Genomic DNA, 14,872 nt, shown 5'->3' with positions numbered 1-14,872 from the left:
CCCCTATCCTGCCCCGTCGTCCCCGTAGAGGGCGAGGGCGGTGTTCACCAGGCCGATGTGGCTGAACGCCTGCGGGAAGTTGCCGAGCTGCCGGCCCGCCACCGGGTCGTACTCCTCGGACAGCAGCCCGACGTCGTTGGTGAGGCCGACCAGCCGTTCGAACAGCTCCTCGGCCTGCGCGCGGCGGCCCGTCGCGAGGAGTGCGTCGGCCAGCCAGAACGAGCACACCAGGAACGTGCCCTCACCGCCGGGCAGCCCGTCGACGGCCGTCTCGGCGGCGCTGTAGCGGCGCAGCAGACCGTGGTGGCCCAGCTCCGCGCGGACCGCGTCGATGGTGCCGGCCACCCGAGGGTCGTCCGGTGGGAGGAACCCGGTGCGCGGGATGAGCAGCAGGGCGGCGTCCAGCTCCCGGGAGCCGTAGAACTGGGTGAAGGTGTTCCGCTCGGGGTCGTAGCCCTTCTCGCAGACCTCGCGGTGCACCTCGTCGCGCATCGCCCGCCAGCCCTCCAGGTCGCCCTCCAGTTGCGGGTAGCGCTCCAGCGCCCGCACCGCGCGGTCGGCGGCCACCCACACCATGACCTTGGAGTGCACGAACTGGCGGCGCCCGCCGCGCACCTCCCACAGCCCCTCGTCCGGCTGCCGCCACGCCGTGCGCAGGAACTCCATCAGCGCCACTTGCAGCGCCCAGATGTCCGGCCGGGAGTGCAGGCCCGCACGGCGCGCCACGGCAAGCGAGTCCATCACCTCGCCGTAGACGTCCAGCTGCAACTGGCGTACGGCGTCATTGCCGACCCGGACGGGTGCGGAGCCGCCGAAACCGGGCAGCCAGGGCAGCTCGAACTCGGTCAGCCGCCGCTCGCCCGCCACGCCGTACATGATCTGGAGGTCCGCCGGGTCGCCCGCGACCGCGCGCAGCAGCCAGTCGCGCCAGGCCTCGGCCTCCTCGACATAGCCCGCCGCCATCGCCGCGCGCAGGGTGAGGGTGGAGTCGCGCAGCCAGCAGTAGCGGTAGTCCCAGTTGCGCACCCCGCCGAGTTCCTCGGGCAGCGAGGTGGTGGGGGCGGCGACGATGCCGCCGGTCGGCTTGTAGGTGAGCGCCTTGAGGGTGATCAGGGAGCGGACGACGGTGTCGCGGTGCGGGCCGTCGTAGCGGCAGTGCGACGCCCACTCCTGCCAGTCGGTGACGCTGTGGCGCAGCGACTCGTACGGGTTCACCAGCGGCGGGCGTGGCTCGTGCGAGGGGTGCCAGGTCAGGATGAAGGCGACCTTCTGCCCCGCCTCGACGGTGAACTCGGCGTGCGTGCCGAAGTCCTCGCCCCAGCTGGGCACTTCCGGCTCGCTGCGCAGCCACACCGAGTCCGGGCCCGCGACCGCCACCCGGTGGCCGTCGGCGCGGCGCACCCACGGCACGATCGAGCCGTAGTCGAAGCGGAGCCGGAGCGTGCTGCGCATCGTCACGCTGCCGCTCAGGCCCTCGACGATGCGCACCAGATCGGGTGCCCGGTCCCGCTGCGGCATCAGGTCCGTGACCCGGACGGTGCCCTCGGACGTCTCCCACTCGGTGTCCAGGACGAGGGTGTCGGGGCGGTACGCGCGCCGGGTGCAGGGCCCGGTCGCGTCCTTCGGGGCGAGCCGCCAGTGGCCGTTGTCCTCGTCCCCGAGGAGTCTCGCGAAACAGGCCCCCGAGTCGAAGCGCGGCAGACAGAGCCAGTCGACCGAGCCGTCCCTGCCGACGAGGGCGGCGGTCTGCTCGTCCCCGATGATCGCGTAGTCCTCGATACGCCGGTTCACGCAGGTGCGGTTTCCCTGCGAAGGGGGGACGCAATCAGCGTGAAGGGCCGGGCGGGTGACGAAGGACGGCCGGCGGCGTCACACCGTCGCCGGTTCCGACTCCGTCGGCTCTTGCTCGTCGGCCTCGGCCGCGGCCGCGCGGTCGCGGGACTCGCGGCGGACCAGGACGATCCAGCCGAGGGGCACGCCCGCGGCGAACAGCCACCACTGGATCGCGTAGGCGAAGTTCAGCGCGGCGTTCTCCCTGCCGGGGTTGCCCAGCTGCTGCGGAGTGCCGCCCGCGGGCTCGGGGGCCGTCTGCACGACGTAGCCGCCGAGGACCTCGGCGTCGAGCCGCTCCGCCTCGCGCTCGCTGTCGATGAGCATGATCTGCCGGTCCGGCAGGCCCTCGAGGTCCTTGATCCCGCTCGCCTCGGTGGTCTCGTCGGGCATCAGCCGGCCCGTGACGGTGGTCTCACCGCGCGGCGGCGCGGGGATCTTCGGGAACGCGCTCTGGCTCTGCGGGTCCGAGGGGATCCAGCCGCGGTTGACGAGCAGCACCTTGCCGTCGGCGAGGACGAAGGGGGTCAGGACGTGGTAGCCGATCTCGTCGTTGCCGTTGGTGCGGCGGCGGACCACGACCTCGTCGTCGGTGTCGAAGTGCCCCTTCGCGGTGACCGTGCGGTAGCGCTCCTCGGTGGTCACGGCGTGTCCCGGCGAGGTCAGCCGCTGCACCGGCACCGGGTCGGCGGCCAGCGCCTCGGCGACCAGGTCGTTGCGGGCGGCGCGCTCGTCGTGCCGGTGCATCTGCCAGATGCCCAGCCTGATCATCGTGGGGATGAGCAGCAGGGCGACCAGCGTGGTGATCACCCACTGCCGGGACAACAGGAAGCGGTACACCCCACGACGGTACCTCTCACGCCGCGGGGTGCCCCCAGGGGGGTGCTCGGACCCCGCTTCCGGGGGAGCGCTCAGACCCGGTCCACGATGCCCGCCTTTCCCTCGGCGCGGGCGCAGTGGGCGCCGCAGTACCAGTGGCCCTCGACCTCGACGCCCTGGCCGATGATCTGCACCCGGCAGTGCTCGCAGATGGGGGCCATGCGGTGGATCGCGCAGGAGAAGCAGTCGAAGACGTGGACCGCGCCCTGTGCGTGCACCTCGAAGGTCATGCCGTAGTTGTTGCCGCATACTTCGCATGTCGCCATGGGCCACAGGGTGGGCCGTCGCCGTGGCGCGGGCGAGCGGGCGGTGGGCGAGTCGCCCGGCAATCACCCGTCCGTACGGCTCACTCGTCCGCCGGTTCCACGTCCCCGAGCAGCTGCCCGAAGGCCGCCTCGTCGACCACCGGTGTGCCGTACTGGCGGGCCTTGACCACCTTCGAGGTGCCCGAGTCGGGGTCGTTGGTCACCAGCAGGCTGGTCAGCCGGGACAGGCTCGTCGCGACATGCAGCCCGGCCTCGGCCGCCCGGTCCTCCAGCAGTTCGCGCTCGACCGAGGTGTCCCCGGAGAAGGCCACCCGCATGCCCTGTTTGAGGCGCTTGCCCACTTCATACCGGCCTGGGTTGGGATAGGGGCAGGCGGGCCTTTTGCGGGAGGGGCGCCAACTGCTCGGCCGGTACCCGCCGTAGCCGCCCGGTCCGCCCGCCTGCTGCCCGATCCGCGGCGCCGGACGGTCCGTCCACTCGGTGAGCGGCCGGCACTCGTGCAGCGGCAGCCGCAGTCCGGCCTCGGCCGCGGCCCGCAGGCTCGGCCGGAACGCCTCGGCCAGCACGCGCGCGTCGTCCAGCGCGTGGTGTGCCCGCCGCTGGACGACGCCGAAGTGCGCGGCGAGGGACTCCAGCTTGTGGTTGGGCAGCGGCAGCGCCAGCTCCTTGGCGAGGGCGATGGTGCACAGCCGGTGCCGCACCGGGGCCTCGCGCCGGGCGCGGGCGTACTCCCGGGCGATCATCTGCCAGTCGAAGACGGCGTTGTGCGCGACGAGCACCCGGCCCTCCAGACGGGTCGCGAACTCCTCGGCGACGTCCGCGAACAGCGGCGCGTCCCGCAGCACCTCGCTCGTCAGACCGTGGATCCACACCGGGCCCGGGTCGCGCTGCGGATTGACCTGCGTGTACCAGTGGTCCTCGACCTCGCCGCGCGCGTCCAGCCGGTAGACGGCGGCGGAGACGATCCGGTCGTCCCGGGCCAGGCCGGTGGTCTCCACGTCAACGACCGCGTACCCCTGGGGATACGCGGTCGGCCACACGGTGGGGGACGACGCTGCGGTCGTGCGGTCTTCGAGCATGGTCCCTGAGGATACGGGCCGGGACTGACAGCGCACGCCCGCGGTGCCCCGTCAGGTGGGCGGCGGCGCCCGTCCGTTCGAGTGTCTGTCGGGGACAGCGCGTCAAGTTCCGGCCCCGGTACGGCGCGTGGGGTGACATTCTCCGGGGGTGACGCGACCGACGGCGGGTGCACCGCACGACGACGAGGCGCACGGGAGCGCGCTGGGGGCGCGGCTGAACTGGCTGCGCGCGGCCGTGCTCGGCGCCAACGACGGCATCGTCTCCACCGCCGGTCTGGTCGTCGGCGTCGCCGGTGCCACCGACGACCGCTCGGCACTGCTGACGGCGGGCCTCGCCGGACTGCTCGCCGGGTCGATGTCGATGGCGGCGGGCGAGTACGTGTCCGTCTCCACCCAGCGGGACTCCGAGCGGGCCGCGATCGCGCTGGAGCGACGGGAACTGAGGGAACGGCCGGAGGAGGAACTGGCGGAGCTGGCCGAACTGCTCCGGCGGCGGGGGCTGTCGAGGGAGGTGGCCCGTGAGGCGGCGGCCCAGCTCACCGAACGGGACGCCCTGCGGGCGCACGCGCGCGTGGAACTCGGCATCGACCCCGACCAGCTGACCAACCCCTGGCACGCGGCCGGGGCGAGCTTTCTCGCCTTCACCGTCGGCGCCCTGCTGCCGCTGTTCGCCATCGTGCTGCCGGGCGCGGACTGGCGCCTTGTGGTGACGGTGGGATCCGTCCTGCTCGCGCTGGCGGGCACGGGCTGGAGCAGCGCCCGCCTGGGCGCCGCACCGCCCGCCCGGGCCGTCGCCCGCAACATGGGCGGGGGAGCGGTGGCCATGGGGGTCACGTACGTGGCGGGGTCGCTGCTGGGGGCGGCGGGGGTGTGACGCGCGCGTACGCCGCGATCCTGCCAGTGACCATTGGCGGAGATCGCCAACAAGCAAGCGCGTACCCTCGGTAATGCTTGTCGGTAACAACGTCTAGCCGTGGCCCGGCGACCGTCCTACCGTGCAGCCATGCCGAACCTCCCCGATGTCGTGGTCTGGTCGATACCCGCCTTCGTGCTGCTCACCGTGGTCGAGGTGATCAGCGTCCGGCTCCATCCCGACGAGGACGCCGCCGGGTACGAGACGAAGGACGCCACGACCAGCGTCACCATGGGGCTCGGCAGCCTGTTCTTCGACTTCCTCTGGAAGATCCCGATCGTCGCGATCTACACCGCGGTGTACGAACTCACCCCGCTGCGCGTCCCCGTGCTGTGGTGGACCGTCGCCCTGATGCTCCTCGCCCAGGACTTCTTCTACTACTGGTCCCACCGCGGCCACCACGTCATCCGCATCCTGTGGGCCTGCCACGTCGTCCACCACTCCAGCCGGAAGTTCAATCTCACCACCGCGCTGCGCCAGCCCTGGACCTCGCTGACCGTCTGGCCCTTCTACGTCCCCCTCATCGCCCTCGGCGTCCACCCCGCGGCGCTCGCGTTCTGCTCCTCGGCGAACCTCGTCTACCAGTTCTGGATCCACACCGAGCGGATCGACAAGATGCCCCGGTGGTTCGAGTTCGTCCTCAACACGCCGAGCCACCACCGGGTGCACCACGCCTCCCAGGGCGGCTACCTGGACCGCAACTTCGGCGGCATCCTCATCGTCTGGGACCGGCTCTTCGGCTCCTTCGTCGCCGAGACCGAGCGCCCGGTCTACGGACTGACCAAGAACATCGACACCTACAACCCGCTGAAGGTCGCCACCCACGAGTACGTCGCCATCGCCAAGGACCTCAGGGCCGCGCGCGGTTGGCGCGAGCGGGCCGGGCGGGTCTTCCGCGGCCCCGGCTGGACCCCGGCACCCCCGGCGGCCACCGAGGCGGCAGAGAAGACCGTGGCCGCGTGAGCCTCCCGCGCGCCCTGCTCGCCGCCTTCTGCCTCGCCGTCGCCGTCGACCTCGCCTGCCTGGTGACGGGCCTCGACACCGGGCACACGGCGGCCAAACCGCTCCTCATGCCGCTGCTCGCCGCCCACGCCCTCGTCAGCGGCGCCCCGAGGCTCCTGCTGGCGGCCCTCGCCCTCGGCTGGGTGGGGGACCTCCTGCTGCTGTCGGACGCCGACCCCGCCTTCCTCGCGGGCATGGCCTCCTTCGCGGGCGGCCACGTGTGCTACCTCGTCCTGTTCGCCCGGTACGGCCGCCGCGACACGCCACCGGCACGCACGCCTGCCCTGCGCGTGGCCTACGCCGCCGCCCTGACCGTCACCCTCGCGCTGCTGTGGCCCGGACTGCCCGCCGACCTCCGCGCCCCCGTCGCCGGATACAGCCTGCTGCTCACCGCCATGGCCTTCCGGGCGAGACGGCTCGGGCCCCTCGCCGCCGTGGGTGGGGCGCTGTTCCTGCTCTCCGACACCCTGATCGCGACCGGCGTCGCCGACTGGCCGCAGCTCCCGGCACCCGACTTCTGGATCATGCTGACCTACGCCGCAGCCCAGGCCCTGCTGGTGCGGGGTGTGCTCGCGGCGGCCGGGACCCCCGAGCGCCGTCCCGCGACCGTCTGACGGCCGCGCCCCTCACCAGCGGATCGGCAGCGGCAGCGCGGTGAGCAGCCCCGACACCGCGACGACCGCGCCCAGCGCGACCACCTCCGCCCGCGCGGGGGAGCAGGCGGCCAGCGGATCGGCCGCCCGGCGCAGCCGCCGCCGCGCCCACAGGGCGAGCGCCGCGACGGCGGCCACGAGGAGCACCTTGGCCAGCAGGGTCCGCCCGTACGCCGTCGACGTCAGCTGCTCCACCACCGTCTCCGGCGGCATCCGCCGCAGCGAACTCCACACCCCGGTCGCGGTGATCGCGGCCAGCAGCAGGACCGCCACGCGCGCGTAGAGCCCCAGCAGCGCCGCACCCGCCGCCGGGGCGCGCCAGCCGCGCAGGGTGCGCAGCGCGTAGAGCAGACCGCCGACCCACAGTGACGCGCACGTCAGATGGGCCAGGGTCAGCCCGGAGCCGACCAGTGGGGTGTGCTCGGTCGGGGGATGCGCCCGCAGCGCCTCCGCGACGACGATCGCCGCCAGCGGCCACACCTGGGTGCCCGGCCGCCGCGACAGGGCGCACAGGCCCGCCGCCGCGAACGCGTTCACCTCCAGCAGCGCGAGCCTGCCGTCCCGTGACTCGTACAGTCCGCCCGGGTCCATCTCGGAGAGGCTGGTCGGCATCAGATTGCCGGTCGCCACGACCGACGCGAGGCCCAGCGCGGCGCCGAACCCGACGGCCGCGGCGACCGGCGCCCAGCTGCGGGGCCGCTCAGCGGGGGCGCCGGGCACCCCGCGGGCCAGCCGGCCCACAAACATCTCGCCCAGCGGCACGCACAGCGCCGCGAACAGCACCGTGCGCAGCAGGGCTATGCCCCCGGCGCCGGGCGCGGCGGCCTCACCGGTGCCGTGCAGGGCGGTGGACGGTCCGAGCAGGGGTATCAGCGCCCCCAGCGCCACCAGGACGAGGACGGCGGCGGCCCGGCCCGTGCCGGCGCCGCCGGGCGCCGCGCTTCCGTCGGCGGCCTCGGGGGTCGGTCGTATCAACGTCACCTCAGGATCTTCACCAGCCGTCACAGAACCGGGCAAGTTCAGGGGAACAACCGGCGGACGGCGTTCCCCCCACGGGTACGGCCGCGGGGCTCTGTCCGCTCAGCACCAGCGGGCGTCGTCCGCGCCCCAGACCCCCGGAGGCCGGGCCCAGTCGTCCGGGCCGCCGTCGAAGGCCACCGGCGGCAGCGCGTACCGCAACCGCCCGAGGCCACTGTCCCGCTCGCGCAGCCAGCGCTCCACCCCCGCGGGCGCCCCCTCCGACGGTGCCCCGCGACTCTCCGTCAGCCAGGCGGCCGTGCGCGCCAGGGCCAGCCGTACGACCCTCGTCCCACCGGTGCGGGTCTGCTCCGTCAGGGCGCGCAGCACGGCCGCCGCCAGCAGGTACCCGGTGCCGTGGTCGAGCGCCTGGGCGGGCAGGACGCCCGGCCGGTCCGGTACGCCCTCCGTGGTCGCGATGCCGGTGGCGGCCTGCACCAGGCTGTCGAAGCCCCGCCGGGCCCGCCAGGGGCCCGCACCGCCCCAGGCCGACAGCTGGGCCACGACCAGGCCGGGCCGCCGCTCGGCGAGGGCCCGTGGCGAGAGCCCGAAGCGGTCGAGGGCGTCCGGCCGGTACCCGGTGACGACGACGTCCGCCGACGCGAGCAGCTCCTCGAAGAGATGACGGCCGGTCACCAGGTCGAGCGTGGTGGAACGTTTCCCGAACCCGGTGTCGGCGTGCTGGTCGGGCAGTTCGGGCAGGCCGGGCGGGTCGACGCGCAGCACGTCCGCGCCGAGCAGCGCAAGCGTGCGGGTGGCGACCGGACCCGCGATGACCCGGGTGAGGTCCAGCACCCGCACCCCGGCGGCGGGCAGCGGCCGGCCGGCGTCGGCACGGGGGAACGCACGCGCGCGTGCCGCGTCCAGGCGCTCTCGCTCCACCAGCGGCAGCCGCCCCACCGCGACGCCCTGCGGATGCCCCGCCCACTGCTCGGGCGTGCGCAGGGCGACGGCGAGGCCCCCGGCGTCGTACACGGTTTCCTCGACCTCCATGGCGGACCGCTCGGCGAGCGCCGCCTCGACGGCGGGCACCTCACCCTCCGTCAGGTCCAGCGCGGCCAGCAGCCGTCGCCGGTGGTGCGGATAGTTGGCGTGGGTGCGCACCCAGCCGTCCGCCGTGCGCCAGAACCGCGACAGCGGCGCGAAGGTGACCGGCGCCCGCCCGTCGACGAGCAGGTGCCGCTCGCTGGTGAACGCGGCGGCCACCGCCCCGTCGTCGACCGTGACCCCCGGCACCGCGCCGCCCCCGCGCACGGCCGCCAGCTCCGCCGCGGCCAGCGCGCACGCGCCGACGCAGGCCCGCGCCAGCTCCCGCACTGGAAGCCGCGCCTCCAGCACCCCGGGACGGACGACGGGGGACACCCGCGCGAGCAGTGCGGGATCGCCGCCGAGGGCGTCCCAGGCATGGGCGGTGAGTGGGGCGGACGACGAGGAGGAGGCCATGGCCGCACTATGCCGGACGGGCCGGACGCCCTCGACGGCGCCCGGCCCGCACCCGCTGTTCCTGTGCTCCTGTGCTACTTCGTCACGGCGTCCAGGGCGTCCGCCGTGCCCCATCCGTAGAAGCCGTTGTAGTTCTTCGGCCCCTCGCACACGGCGTCGATCTTGCCGTCGCCGTTGATGTCGTACGGGTCCGTGCACGGCGTGGCGTCGGCCTGGGCGTACAGCAGGGCCTTCACCAGGGCGGGGGTGGCGCGCGGGTGCGTCGACTTGATGAGCGCGGCGACGCCCGCGACGTGCGGCGACGCCATCGACGTACCGGCCATGTAGCCCCATCGGCCGCCGGGCAGCGGGCCGAGGATCAGACCGCTGGTCGCGGGCGCCTGCGGGGTCTGGTAGGCGGTGGAGTCACCGCCGGGGGCGGCTATGTCGATGACACCGAGACCGTGGTTGGAGAACGAGGACTTGATGCCCTTCGCACCGGTCGCGGCGACCGTCACGATCCCCGGCAGCTGGGTCGGGATGTCGAAGCACTCGGAGGGGTCGATGACCCGCTCGGTGGGCGCCGGGGTGTCGTTCGGCGAGACCGGGTCGGTGATCTCGTCGGCGGCCAGGTCGTAGTTCTCGTTGCCCGCGGCGGCGACGTTGACCGCGCCCTTCTTCTCCGCGTACCGCGACGCCCGGGTGATGGCCTCGACGAGCGCTTTCTGGTCGGGGTCGTCGACGCAGTTGAAGTACCAGGGGTCGGTGTAATAGCTGTTGTTGGTGACGTCGACGCCGTGCTCGGCCGCCCACATGAAGCCGCAGACGACGGCCTCGGTGTAGAAGTAGCCGTCCGGGTTGGACACCTTGATGCCGGAGACCTTCACCCCCGGCGCCACACCGGTCATGCCGACGCCGTTCTTGGCGGCGGCGATCTCACCGGCCACGTGGGTGCCGTGCGGGCTCTCCGTGGCCCCGGGCCGCCAGGCGCCGTCGGCGGTGTCCGGCTTGCCCGTGACGCAGTTGACGGACGCGTCGCGGTCGAAGTTCGGGGCGATGTCGGGGTGGGTGTCGTCGACGCCGGTGTCGATGACGGCGACGGTCACCTTGCTGCTGCCGAGGGACTTCTCGTGCGCCTGGTCGGCCTTGATGGCGGGCAGGTCCCACTGGAGCGGCTGGAGCGGGTCCTCGCCGGCGACCGCGTCGACCTCGGCGAGGTCGTCGGCGGTGAGCACCTTCGGGGTGCCCACGTCGGTGGTGGACTGCGCGGGCAGCGGCGCGTGCCGGGTGGCCCCGGCGGACTGGACGCCGCGCGCCTTGCGGATGGTGGTGGCGAAGTCCGGGTTCGACGAGTGGACGACGACCACGCCGATCTTGTCGTACGACGTCAGGATGGTGCCCTCGGCCTTGCCGATGGCCTTCTTCAGCGAGGGGGACGGGCCGTCGCCGGGGCGGATGTTGACGACGTAGCTCAGCGGGGTCGCCTCGGCCGTGACGGCGGGGACGGACCCGGCGGCGGAGGCCGTGGCGTTCGGCAGGAACGCCAGGGCGGTCGCCATCGCCATGCCGACCGGGATCACCAGTGCGCGGCGGTGGCGCGGAGCGGTCGCTGTCATGTGTCGTGTTCTCCAGTTCGTTCGCGGTACCTGCGGTGGTGAGGCCGTGCGGGCGGCCGGGTGGCACCCCGGACCGGCGGTGCCACCCGGAAAGGGGTACGAGGTCTACTTCACCGCGCGCAGCGCGTCGACGATCCCGAAACCGTAGAAACCATTGACGCGTGTGCCCCCCTCGCACACCGCGTCCTGGGTTCCGTCGCCGTTCTGGTCGTACGACTCGGGGCAGCCCGGGTTGTTCGCCTGCGCCTTGAGGAGGACCTGCAACTGCGCGGGGCTCGCCCACGGGTGAGTGGACTTCAGCAGCGCGGCGACGCCGGAGGCGTGCGGCGCGGCCATCGAGGTGCCCTGGAGGAAGCCGTACTGGTTGTTCGGCATCGTGGACAGGATGCGGCCGTTCTTCGACGGCGTGTCAGGGATCTGGTAGAGCCGGTCGCCGCCCGGCGCCGCCACGTCGACGACCTTGTGGCCGTAGGAGGAGTAGTACGACTTCACGTCGTCGACGCCGGTCGCGCTGACGGTGACCACGCCCGGCAGCTGGGTCGGCAGGTCCAGGCACTCGCTCGGGTCGACGGTCCGCTCGACCGGGGTGGTGTCGTTGGGGCTCGTCGTGTCGACGATGGCGTCCCCGCCCAGGTCGTGGTTGGAGTTGCCCGCCGAGGCCAGGTGCAGGGTGCCCTTCTTCTGGGCGTACAGCTGGGCCCGGTTGACCGCGTCGACGACCGCCTTCTGGTCGGGGTCGTCCATGCAGTTGTAGAGCCACGGGTCGATGTAGTAGCTGTTGTTGGTGATCTCCACGCCGTGGTCGGCGGCGAAGACGAAGGCGCAGACCACGGCCTCCGGGTAGAACAGGCTGGTGTCCGGCTCGCTCACCTTGATGGAGGACACCCTGACGCCGGGCGCGACCCCGGCGACGCCTATGCCGTTGCGGGCGGCGGCGATCTCACCGGCCACGTGCGTGCCGTGGTAGTCGTCCGCGGTGTACGGCCGCCAGGCGCCCTCAGTGGTGTCGGCGACGCCGCCGACGCAGTTGGCGGACTGGGCCGCGGAGAAGTTCGGGGCGAGGTCGGGGTGGGTGTCGTCGACGCCGGTGTCGATGACGGCGACGGTGACCTTCTTGCTGCCGGGGTTGATCCGCGCGGCCCGGTCGGCGCCGATGGCCCGCAGGTCCCACTGGTCGGCCTCCAGCGGCTCGCTCCCCGGGACCGCCCCCGAGGCGGCCTCGGTCCGCGTGGCCTCGGCGGCCGTGAGGTAGTCGGCCCCGCCGACGTCGGTGGTGCCCGCGGCGGCCAGCGGCGCGGTGCGGGTGGCGCCCGCCGACTGCACGGCGCGGACCTTGCGTATCTGCGTCCCGAAGTCCGGGTTCGCCGAGTGCACGACGAGGACGCCGATTTTGTCGTACGTGGTCACCACGGTGCCGTCGGCCGCGGCGACGGCCTTCTTCACCGCCGCGATCGTGCCCCGGTCCGCCCTGGTGTTCACGACGTACGTCAGCGTGCCCTGGGCAGCCCGCTGCGCGGTGGTCTCCGCGGCGGGCGCGGCCGACGCGGCGGCCGGGAGGAACCCGAGCGAGGCGGTCAGCGACAGCACCACGGGGACGGCGAGGGCGAGCCGCCGTCTGGAACGCAGATGAGACATGGGGTCTCCACATCATCCGGAAACGAAACCGGCCCGAGGCACAGGTGCTGCTCGGGCAGGTACATGACGGGTCTTGCAGGCTGAAGCTATCTCCCGCGGTCGCTGGCCAGCAATGACTTCCTCGAACTGATTTCTGGGTGGTTTCCGAAAGAACCGATTGCGCGTTGAACCGGTCATCGCGCGGCGCCGTGGACCTTGGGCAGGGAACGCCGGAACCGTCGGGCGCCCCTTTTGGATCAAGCCCACGGCGCCTACCATCGCCAACCGGCCAATGTGATCCACATCACAAGAAATGCAGAGCCGTCATGTCCGTCGTACGAGGAGACTCCGTGGCAACCGACGCACCGCCCCCCTCGAAGACAACACACCAACTCCCCTCCGCCGAGGAGTTCGTCGAGGTGCAGCAGAGCGCGGAGTTCAGTGAACTGCGCCGCTCCCACCGTTCCTTCGCCTTCCCGCTGACCGTCGCCTTCATCGTCTGGTACCTGATGTACGTCCTGCTCTCCAACTACGCGGGCGACTTCATGGGCACCAAGCTGTTCGGCAACATCAATGTCGCGTTCGTCCTCGGCATCGCCCAGTTCGTCACCACGTTCCTCATCGCCTGGTGGTACTCGCGGCACGCCAACGCGAAGCTCGACCCCAAGGCAGAGGCGATCAAGACCCGTATGGAGGGCGGCGCATGAGCCCCGCGATCACCCTGGCCGCCAACGAGGCCAGCGAGCACCGCACGCTGATCATCACCCTGTTCGCACTCTTCGTCGTCGCCACCCTCGGCATCACCGTCTGGGCGGGCCGCCAGACCAAGGACGCCGCCGACTTCTACGCCGGCGGGCGGCAGTTCAGCGCCTTCCAGAACGGCCTCGCCGTCTCCGGCGACTACATGTCCGCCGCGTCCTTCCTCGGCATCGCGGGCGCCATCGCCCTCTTCGGCTACGACGGCTTCCTCTACTCCATCGGATTCCTGGTCGCCTGGCTCGTCGCCCTGCTGCTGGTCGCGGAGCCGCTGCGCAACTCCGGCCGCTACACGATGGGTGACGTGCTCGCCTACCGGATGCGCCAGCGCCCGGTCCGCACGGCCGCCGGCACCTCCACCATCGTGGTCTCGATCTTCTACCTGCTCGCCCAGATGGCCGGCGCCGGTGTGCTGGTCTCGCTGCTGCTCGGCATCACCTCCGACGCGGGCAAGATCCTCATCGTCGCCCTGGTCGGCGTACTGATGATCATCTACGTCTCCATCGGCGGCATGAAGGGCACCACCTGGGTCCAGATGGTCAAGGCCGTCCTCCTCATCGGCGGCACCCTGCTGATCACCTTCCTGGTGCTGCTGAAGTTCAACTTCAACATCTCCGACCTGCTCGGCACCGCCGCCGACAACAGCGGCAAGGGCGCGGCCTTCCTGGAGCCCGGCCTCCAGTACGGCGCCACCGCCACCACCAAGATCGACTTCATCTCCCTGGGCATCGCCCTGGTGCTCGGCACCGCCGGTCTGCCGCACATCCTGATCCGCTTCTACACGGTGCCCACCGCCAAGGCCGCCCGTAAGTCCGTGAACTGGGCCATCGGCATCATCGGCGGCTTCTACCTGATGACCATCGCCCTCGGCTTCGGCGCCGCGGCGCTGATCTCCCAGGACGAGATCATCGAGTCCAACCCGTCCGGGAACACGGCGGCACCCCTGCTCGCCCTGCACCTCGGCGGCGTGGACTCCGCGTGGGGCGCGATCCTGCTCGCCACCATCTCCGCGGTGGCCTTCGCGACCATCCTCGCCGTGGTCGCGGGCCTCACCCTGGCGTCCTCGTCCTCGTTCGCCCACGACATCTACGCCAACGTCATCAGGAAGGGCCAGGCCACCGAGAAGGAGGAGGTCCGCGCCGCCCGCCTCGCCACCATCGGCATCGGCGCCGTCTCCATCCTCCTGGGCGCCCTCGCCCGCGACCTGAACGTGGCCGGACTGGTCGCGCTCGCCTTCGCGGTCGCCGCCTCCGCCAACCTGCCGACGATCCTCTACAGCCTGTTCTGGAAGCGCTTCACCACCCAGGGCGCCCTGTGGTCGATCTACGGCGGTCTGATCGTCGCCACCGGCCTGGTGCTGTTCTCGCCCGTGGTCTCCGGCGACCCCAAGGCGATGTTCCCGGACGTCGACTTCGCCTGGTTCCCGCTGAAGAACCCCGGCATCATCTCCATCCCGTTCGGCTTCCTGATGGGCTGGCTCGGCACGGTCCTGTCCAAGGAGGAGCCCGACACCAAGAAGTACGCGGAGCTGGAGGTCCGGTCCCTGACCGGCACCGGCGCCCACTGACCGCACCCCCGCCGAAGCGGCCGCGTCGTAGCTGTCCACGACGCGGCCGCGTCCATGTCGTGGGATCGGGGACTGTCGATGTCGGAGGCGTCGCGTACGCTCGTGTGAGTAGGAAGACTGGAGGGGGCCGCGTGCTCATCGACACCTACGGCCGGGTGGCCACCGACCTGAGGGTCTCGCTGACCGACCGGTGCAACCTGCGCTGCACGTACTGCATGCCGGAGGAAGGCCTTCAGTGGCTGGCCAAGCCGGATCTCC

13 protein-coding genes and 1 pseudogene are annotated in these 14,872 nt (G+C 72.3%); 6 read left to right on the top strand and 8 right to left on the bottom strand.

What is annotated here, in order from left to right; genetic code table 11:
- Nucleotides 1-3: 3 nt before the first annotated feature.
- From KBY47_RS00070 to KBY47_RS00055, 4 genes are all read right to left on the bottom strand, one after another.
- The gene (locus KBY47_RS00070; protein ID WP_210918722.1) at nt 4-1,791 is read right to left on the bottom strand and encodes a glycoside hydrolase family 15 protein; all 1,788 of its coding nucleotides are present in this window, start codon (nt 1,789-1,791) and stop codon (nt 4-6) included.
- 78 nt (nt 1,792-1,869) lie between these two features.
- Nucleotides 1,870-2,670 carry an SURF1 family protein gene (locus KBY47_RS00065; protein ID WP_210918720.1) on the bottom strand — a complete coding sequence of 267 codons (801 nt, stop codon included), beginning with the start codon at nt 2,668-2,670 and terminating at the stop codon, nt 1,870-1,872.
- Nucleotides 2,671-2,741: 71 nt separating this feature from the next.
- On the bottom strand, nt 2,742-2,975 hold the full coding sequence (locus KBY47_RS00060) for a hypothetical protein (RefSeq protein ID WP_078957636.1): 234 nt from the start codon (nt 2,973-2,975) through the stop codon (nt 2,742-2,744).
- An 80-nt stretch (nt 2,976-3,055) separates the two neighbouring features.
- Nucleotides 3,056-4,054, bottom strand: a complete 999-nt coding sequence (locus KBY47_RS00055) for a DEDDh family exonuclease (protein WP_210918719.1) — start codon at nt 4,052-4,054, stop codon at nt 3,056-3,058.
- Between the two features lie 148 nt (nt 4,055-4,202).
- On the opposite strand from KBY47_RS00055, the gene KBY47_RS00050 reads away from it, so the two are divergent.
- The 3 genes from KBY47_RS00050 to KBY47_RS00040 all read left to right on the top strand — a co-directional run bounded on the left by KBY47_RS00050 (nt 4,203) and on the right by KBY47_RS00040 (nt 6,583).
- Nucleotides 4,203-4,928 (top strand): VIT family protein, encoded by a 726-nt coding sequence (locus tag KBY47_RS00050; protein WP_210918718.1) that lies wholly within the window; start codon nt 4,203-4,205, stop codon nt 4,926-4,928.
- Between the two features lie 129 nt (nt 4,929-5,057).
- Entirely contained in the window at nt 5,058-5,930 is an 873-nt protein-coding gene (locus KBY47_RS00045; RefSeq protein WP_210918717.1) for a sterol desaturase family protein, read from the top strand.
- On the top strand, nt 5,927-6,583 hold the full coding sequence (locus tag KBY47_RS00040) for a lysoplasmalogenase (protein ID WP_210918716.1): 657 nt from the start codon (nt 5,927-5,929) through the stop codon (nt 6,581-6,583). Before KBY47_RS00045 ends, KBY47_RS00040 begins: the two co-directional genes overlap by 4 nt.
- 12 nt (nt 6,584-6,595) lie before the next feature.
- Here KBY47_RS00040 and KBY47_RS00035 read toward each other — a convergent pair whose 3' ends face one another.
- The 4 genes from KBY47_RS00035 to KBY47_RS00020 all read right to left on the bottom strand — a co-directional run bounded on the left by KBY47_RS00035 (nt 6,596) and on the right by KBY47_RS00020 (nt 12,312).
- Nucleotides 6,596-7,603: a CopD family protein gene (locus KBY47_RS00035; RefSeq protein WP_210918715.1), complete on the bottom strand. Its 1,008-nt coding sequence runs from the start codon at nt 7,601-7,603 to the stop codon at nt 6,596-6,598.
- A 99-nt stretch (nt 7,604-7,702) separates the two neighbouring features.
- The gene (locus KBY47_RS00030; protein ID WP_247694001.1) at nt 7,703-9,082 is read right to left on the bottom strand and encodes a CoA transferase; all 1,380 of its coding nucleotides are present in this window, start codon (nt 9,080-9,082) and stop codon (nt 7,703-7,705) included.
- 74 nt (nt 9,083-9,156) lie between these two features.
- On the bottom strand, nt 9,157-10,677 hold the full coding sequence (locus tag KBY47_RS00025; protein ID WP_210918713.1) for a S8 family serine peptidase: 1,521 nt from the start codon (nt 10,675-10,677) through the stop codon (nt 9,157-9,159).
- A gap of 105 nt (nt 10,678-10,782) precedes the next feature.
- Nucleotides 10,783-12,312: a S8 family serine peptidase gene (locus tag KBY47_RS00020; protein WP_210918712.1), complete on the bottom strand. Its 1,530-nt coding sequence runs from the start codon at nt 12,310-12,312 to the stop codon at nt 10,783-10,785.
- Between the two features lie 329 nt (nt 12,313-12,641).
- Here KBY47_RS00020 and KBY47_RS00015 point away from each other — a divergent pair, with 329 nt between their 5' ends.
- The 3 genes and pseudogenes from KBY47_RS00015 to KBY47_RS37135 all read left to right on the top strand — a co-directional run.
- Nucleotides 12,642-12,998 carry a DUF485 domain-containing protein gene (locus KBY47_RS00015; RefSeq protein ID WP_210918710.1) on the top strand — a complete coding sequence of 119 codons (357 nt, stop codon included), beginning with the start codon at nt 12,642-12,644 and terminating at the stop codon, nt 12,996-12,998.
- Nucleotides 12,995-14,614 (top strand): cation acetate symporter, encoded by a 1,620-nt coding sequence (locus KBY47_RS00010; protein WP_210918708.1) that lies wholly within the window; start codon nt 12,995-12,997, stop codon nt 14,612-14,614. Before KBY47_RS00015 ends, KBY47_RS00010 begins: the two co-directional genes overlap by 4 nt.
- 131 nt (nt 14,615-14,745) lie before the next feature.
- A pseudogene (locus KBY47_RS37135) lies at nt 14,746-14,872 on the top strand (GTP 3',8-cyclase MoaA); the annotation flags it as partial.

The organism is Streptomyces sp. B93 (assembly GCF_018070565.1).
Taxonomy (GTDB): Bacteria; Actinomycetota; Actinomycetes; order Streptomycetales; family Streptomycetaceae; genus Streptomyces.
The sequence above is the reverse complement of the archived record's forward strand: the minus strand, read 5'-3'. Positions and strand labels throughout refer to the sequence as shown.

Coding starts and splice junctions, on each gene's coding strand:
- KBY47_RS00020 (WP_210918712.1), bottom strand. CDS start 12,312: ATGTCTCATCTGCGTTCCAGACGGCGGCTCGCCCTCGCCGTCCCCGTG.
- KBY47_RS00030 (WP_247694001.1), bottom strand. CDS start 9,082: ATGGCCTCCTCCTCGTCGTCCGCCCCACTCACCGCCCATGCCTGGGAC.
- KBY47_RS00060 (WP_078957636.1), bottom strand. CDS start 2,975: ATGGCGACATGCGAAGTATGCGGCAACAACTACGGCATGACCTTCGAG.
- KBY47_RS00045 (WP_210918717.1), top strand. CDS start 5,058: ATGCCGAACCTCCCCGATGTCGTGGTCTGGTCGATACCCGCCTTCGTG.
- KBY47_RS00010 (WP_210918708.1), top strand. CDS start 12,995: ATGAGCCCCGCGATCACCCTGGCCGCCAACGAGGCCAGCGAGCACCGC.
- KBY47_RS00055 (WP_210918719.1), bottom strand. CDS start 4,054: ATGCTCGAAGACCGCACGACCGCAGCGTCGTCCCCCACCGTGTGGCCG.
- KBY47_RS00025 (WP_210918713.1), bottom strand. CDS start 10,677: ATGACAGCGACCGCTCCGCGCCACCGCCGCGCACTGGTGATCCCGGTC.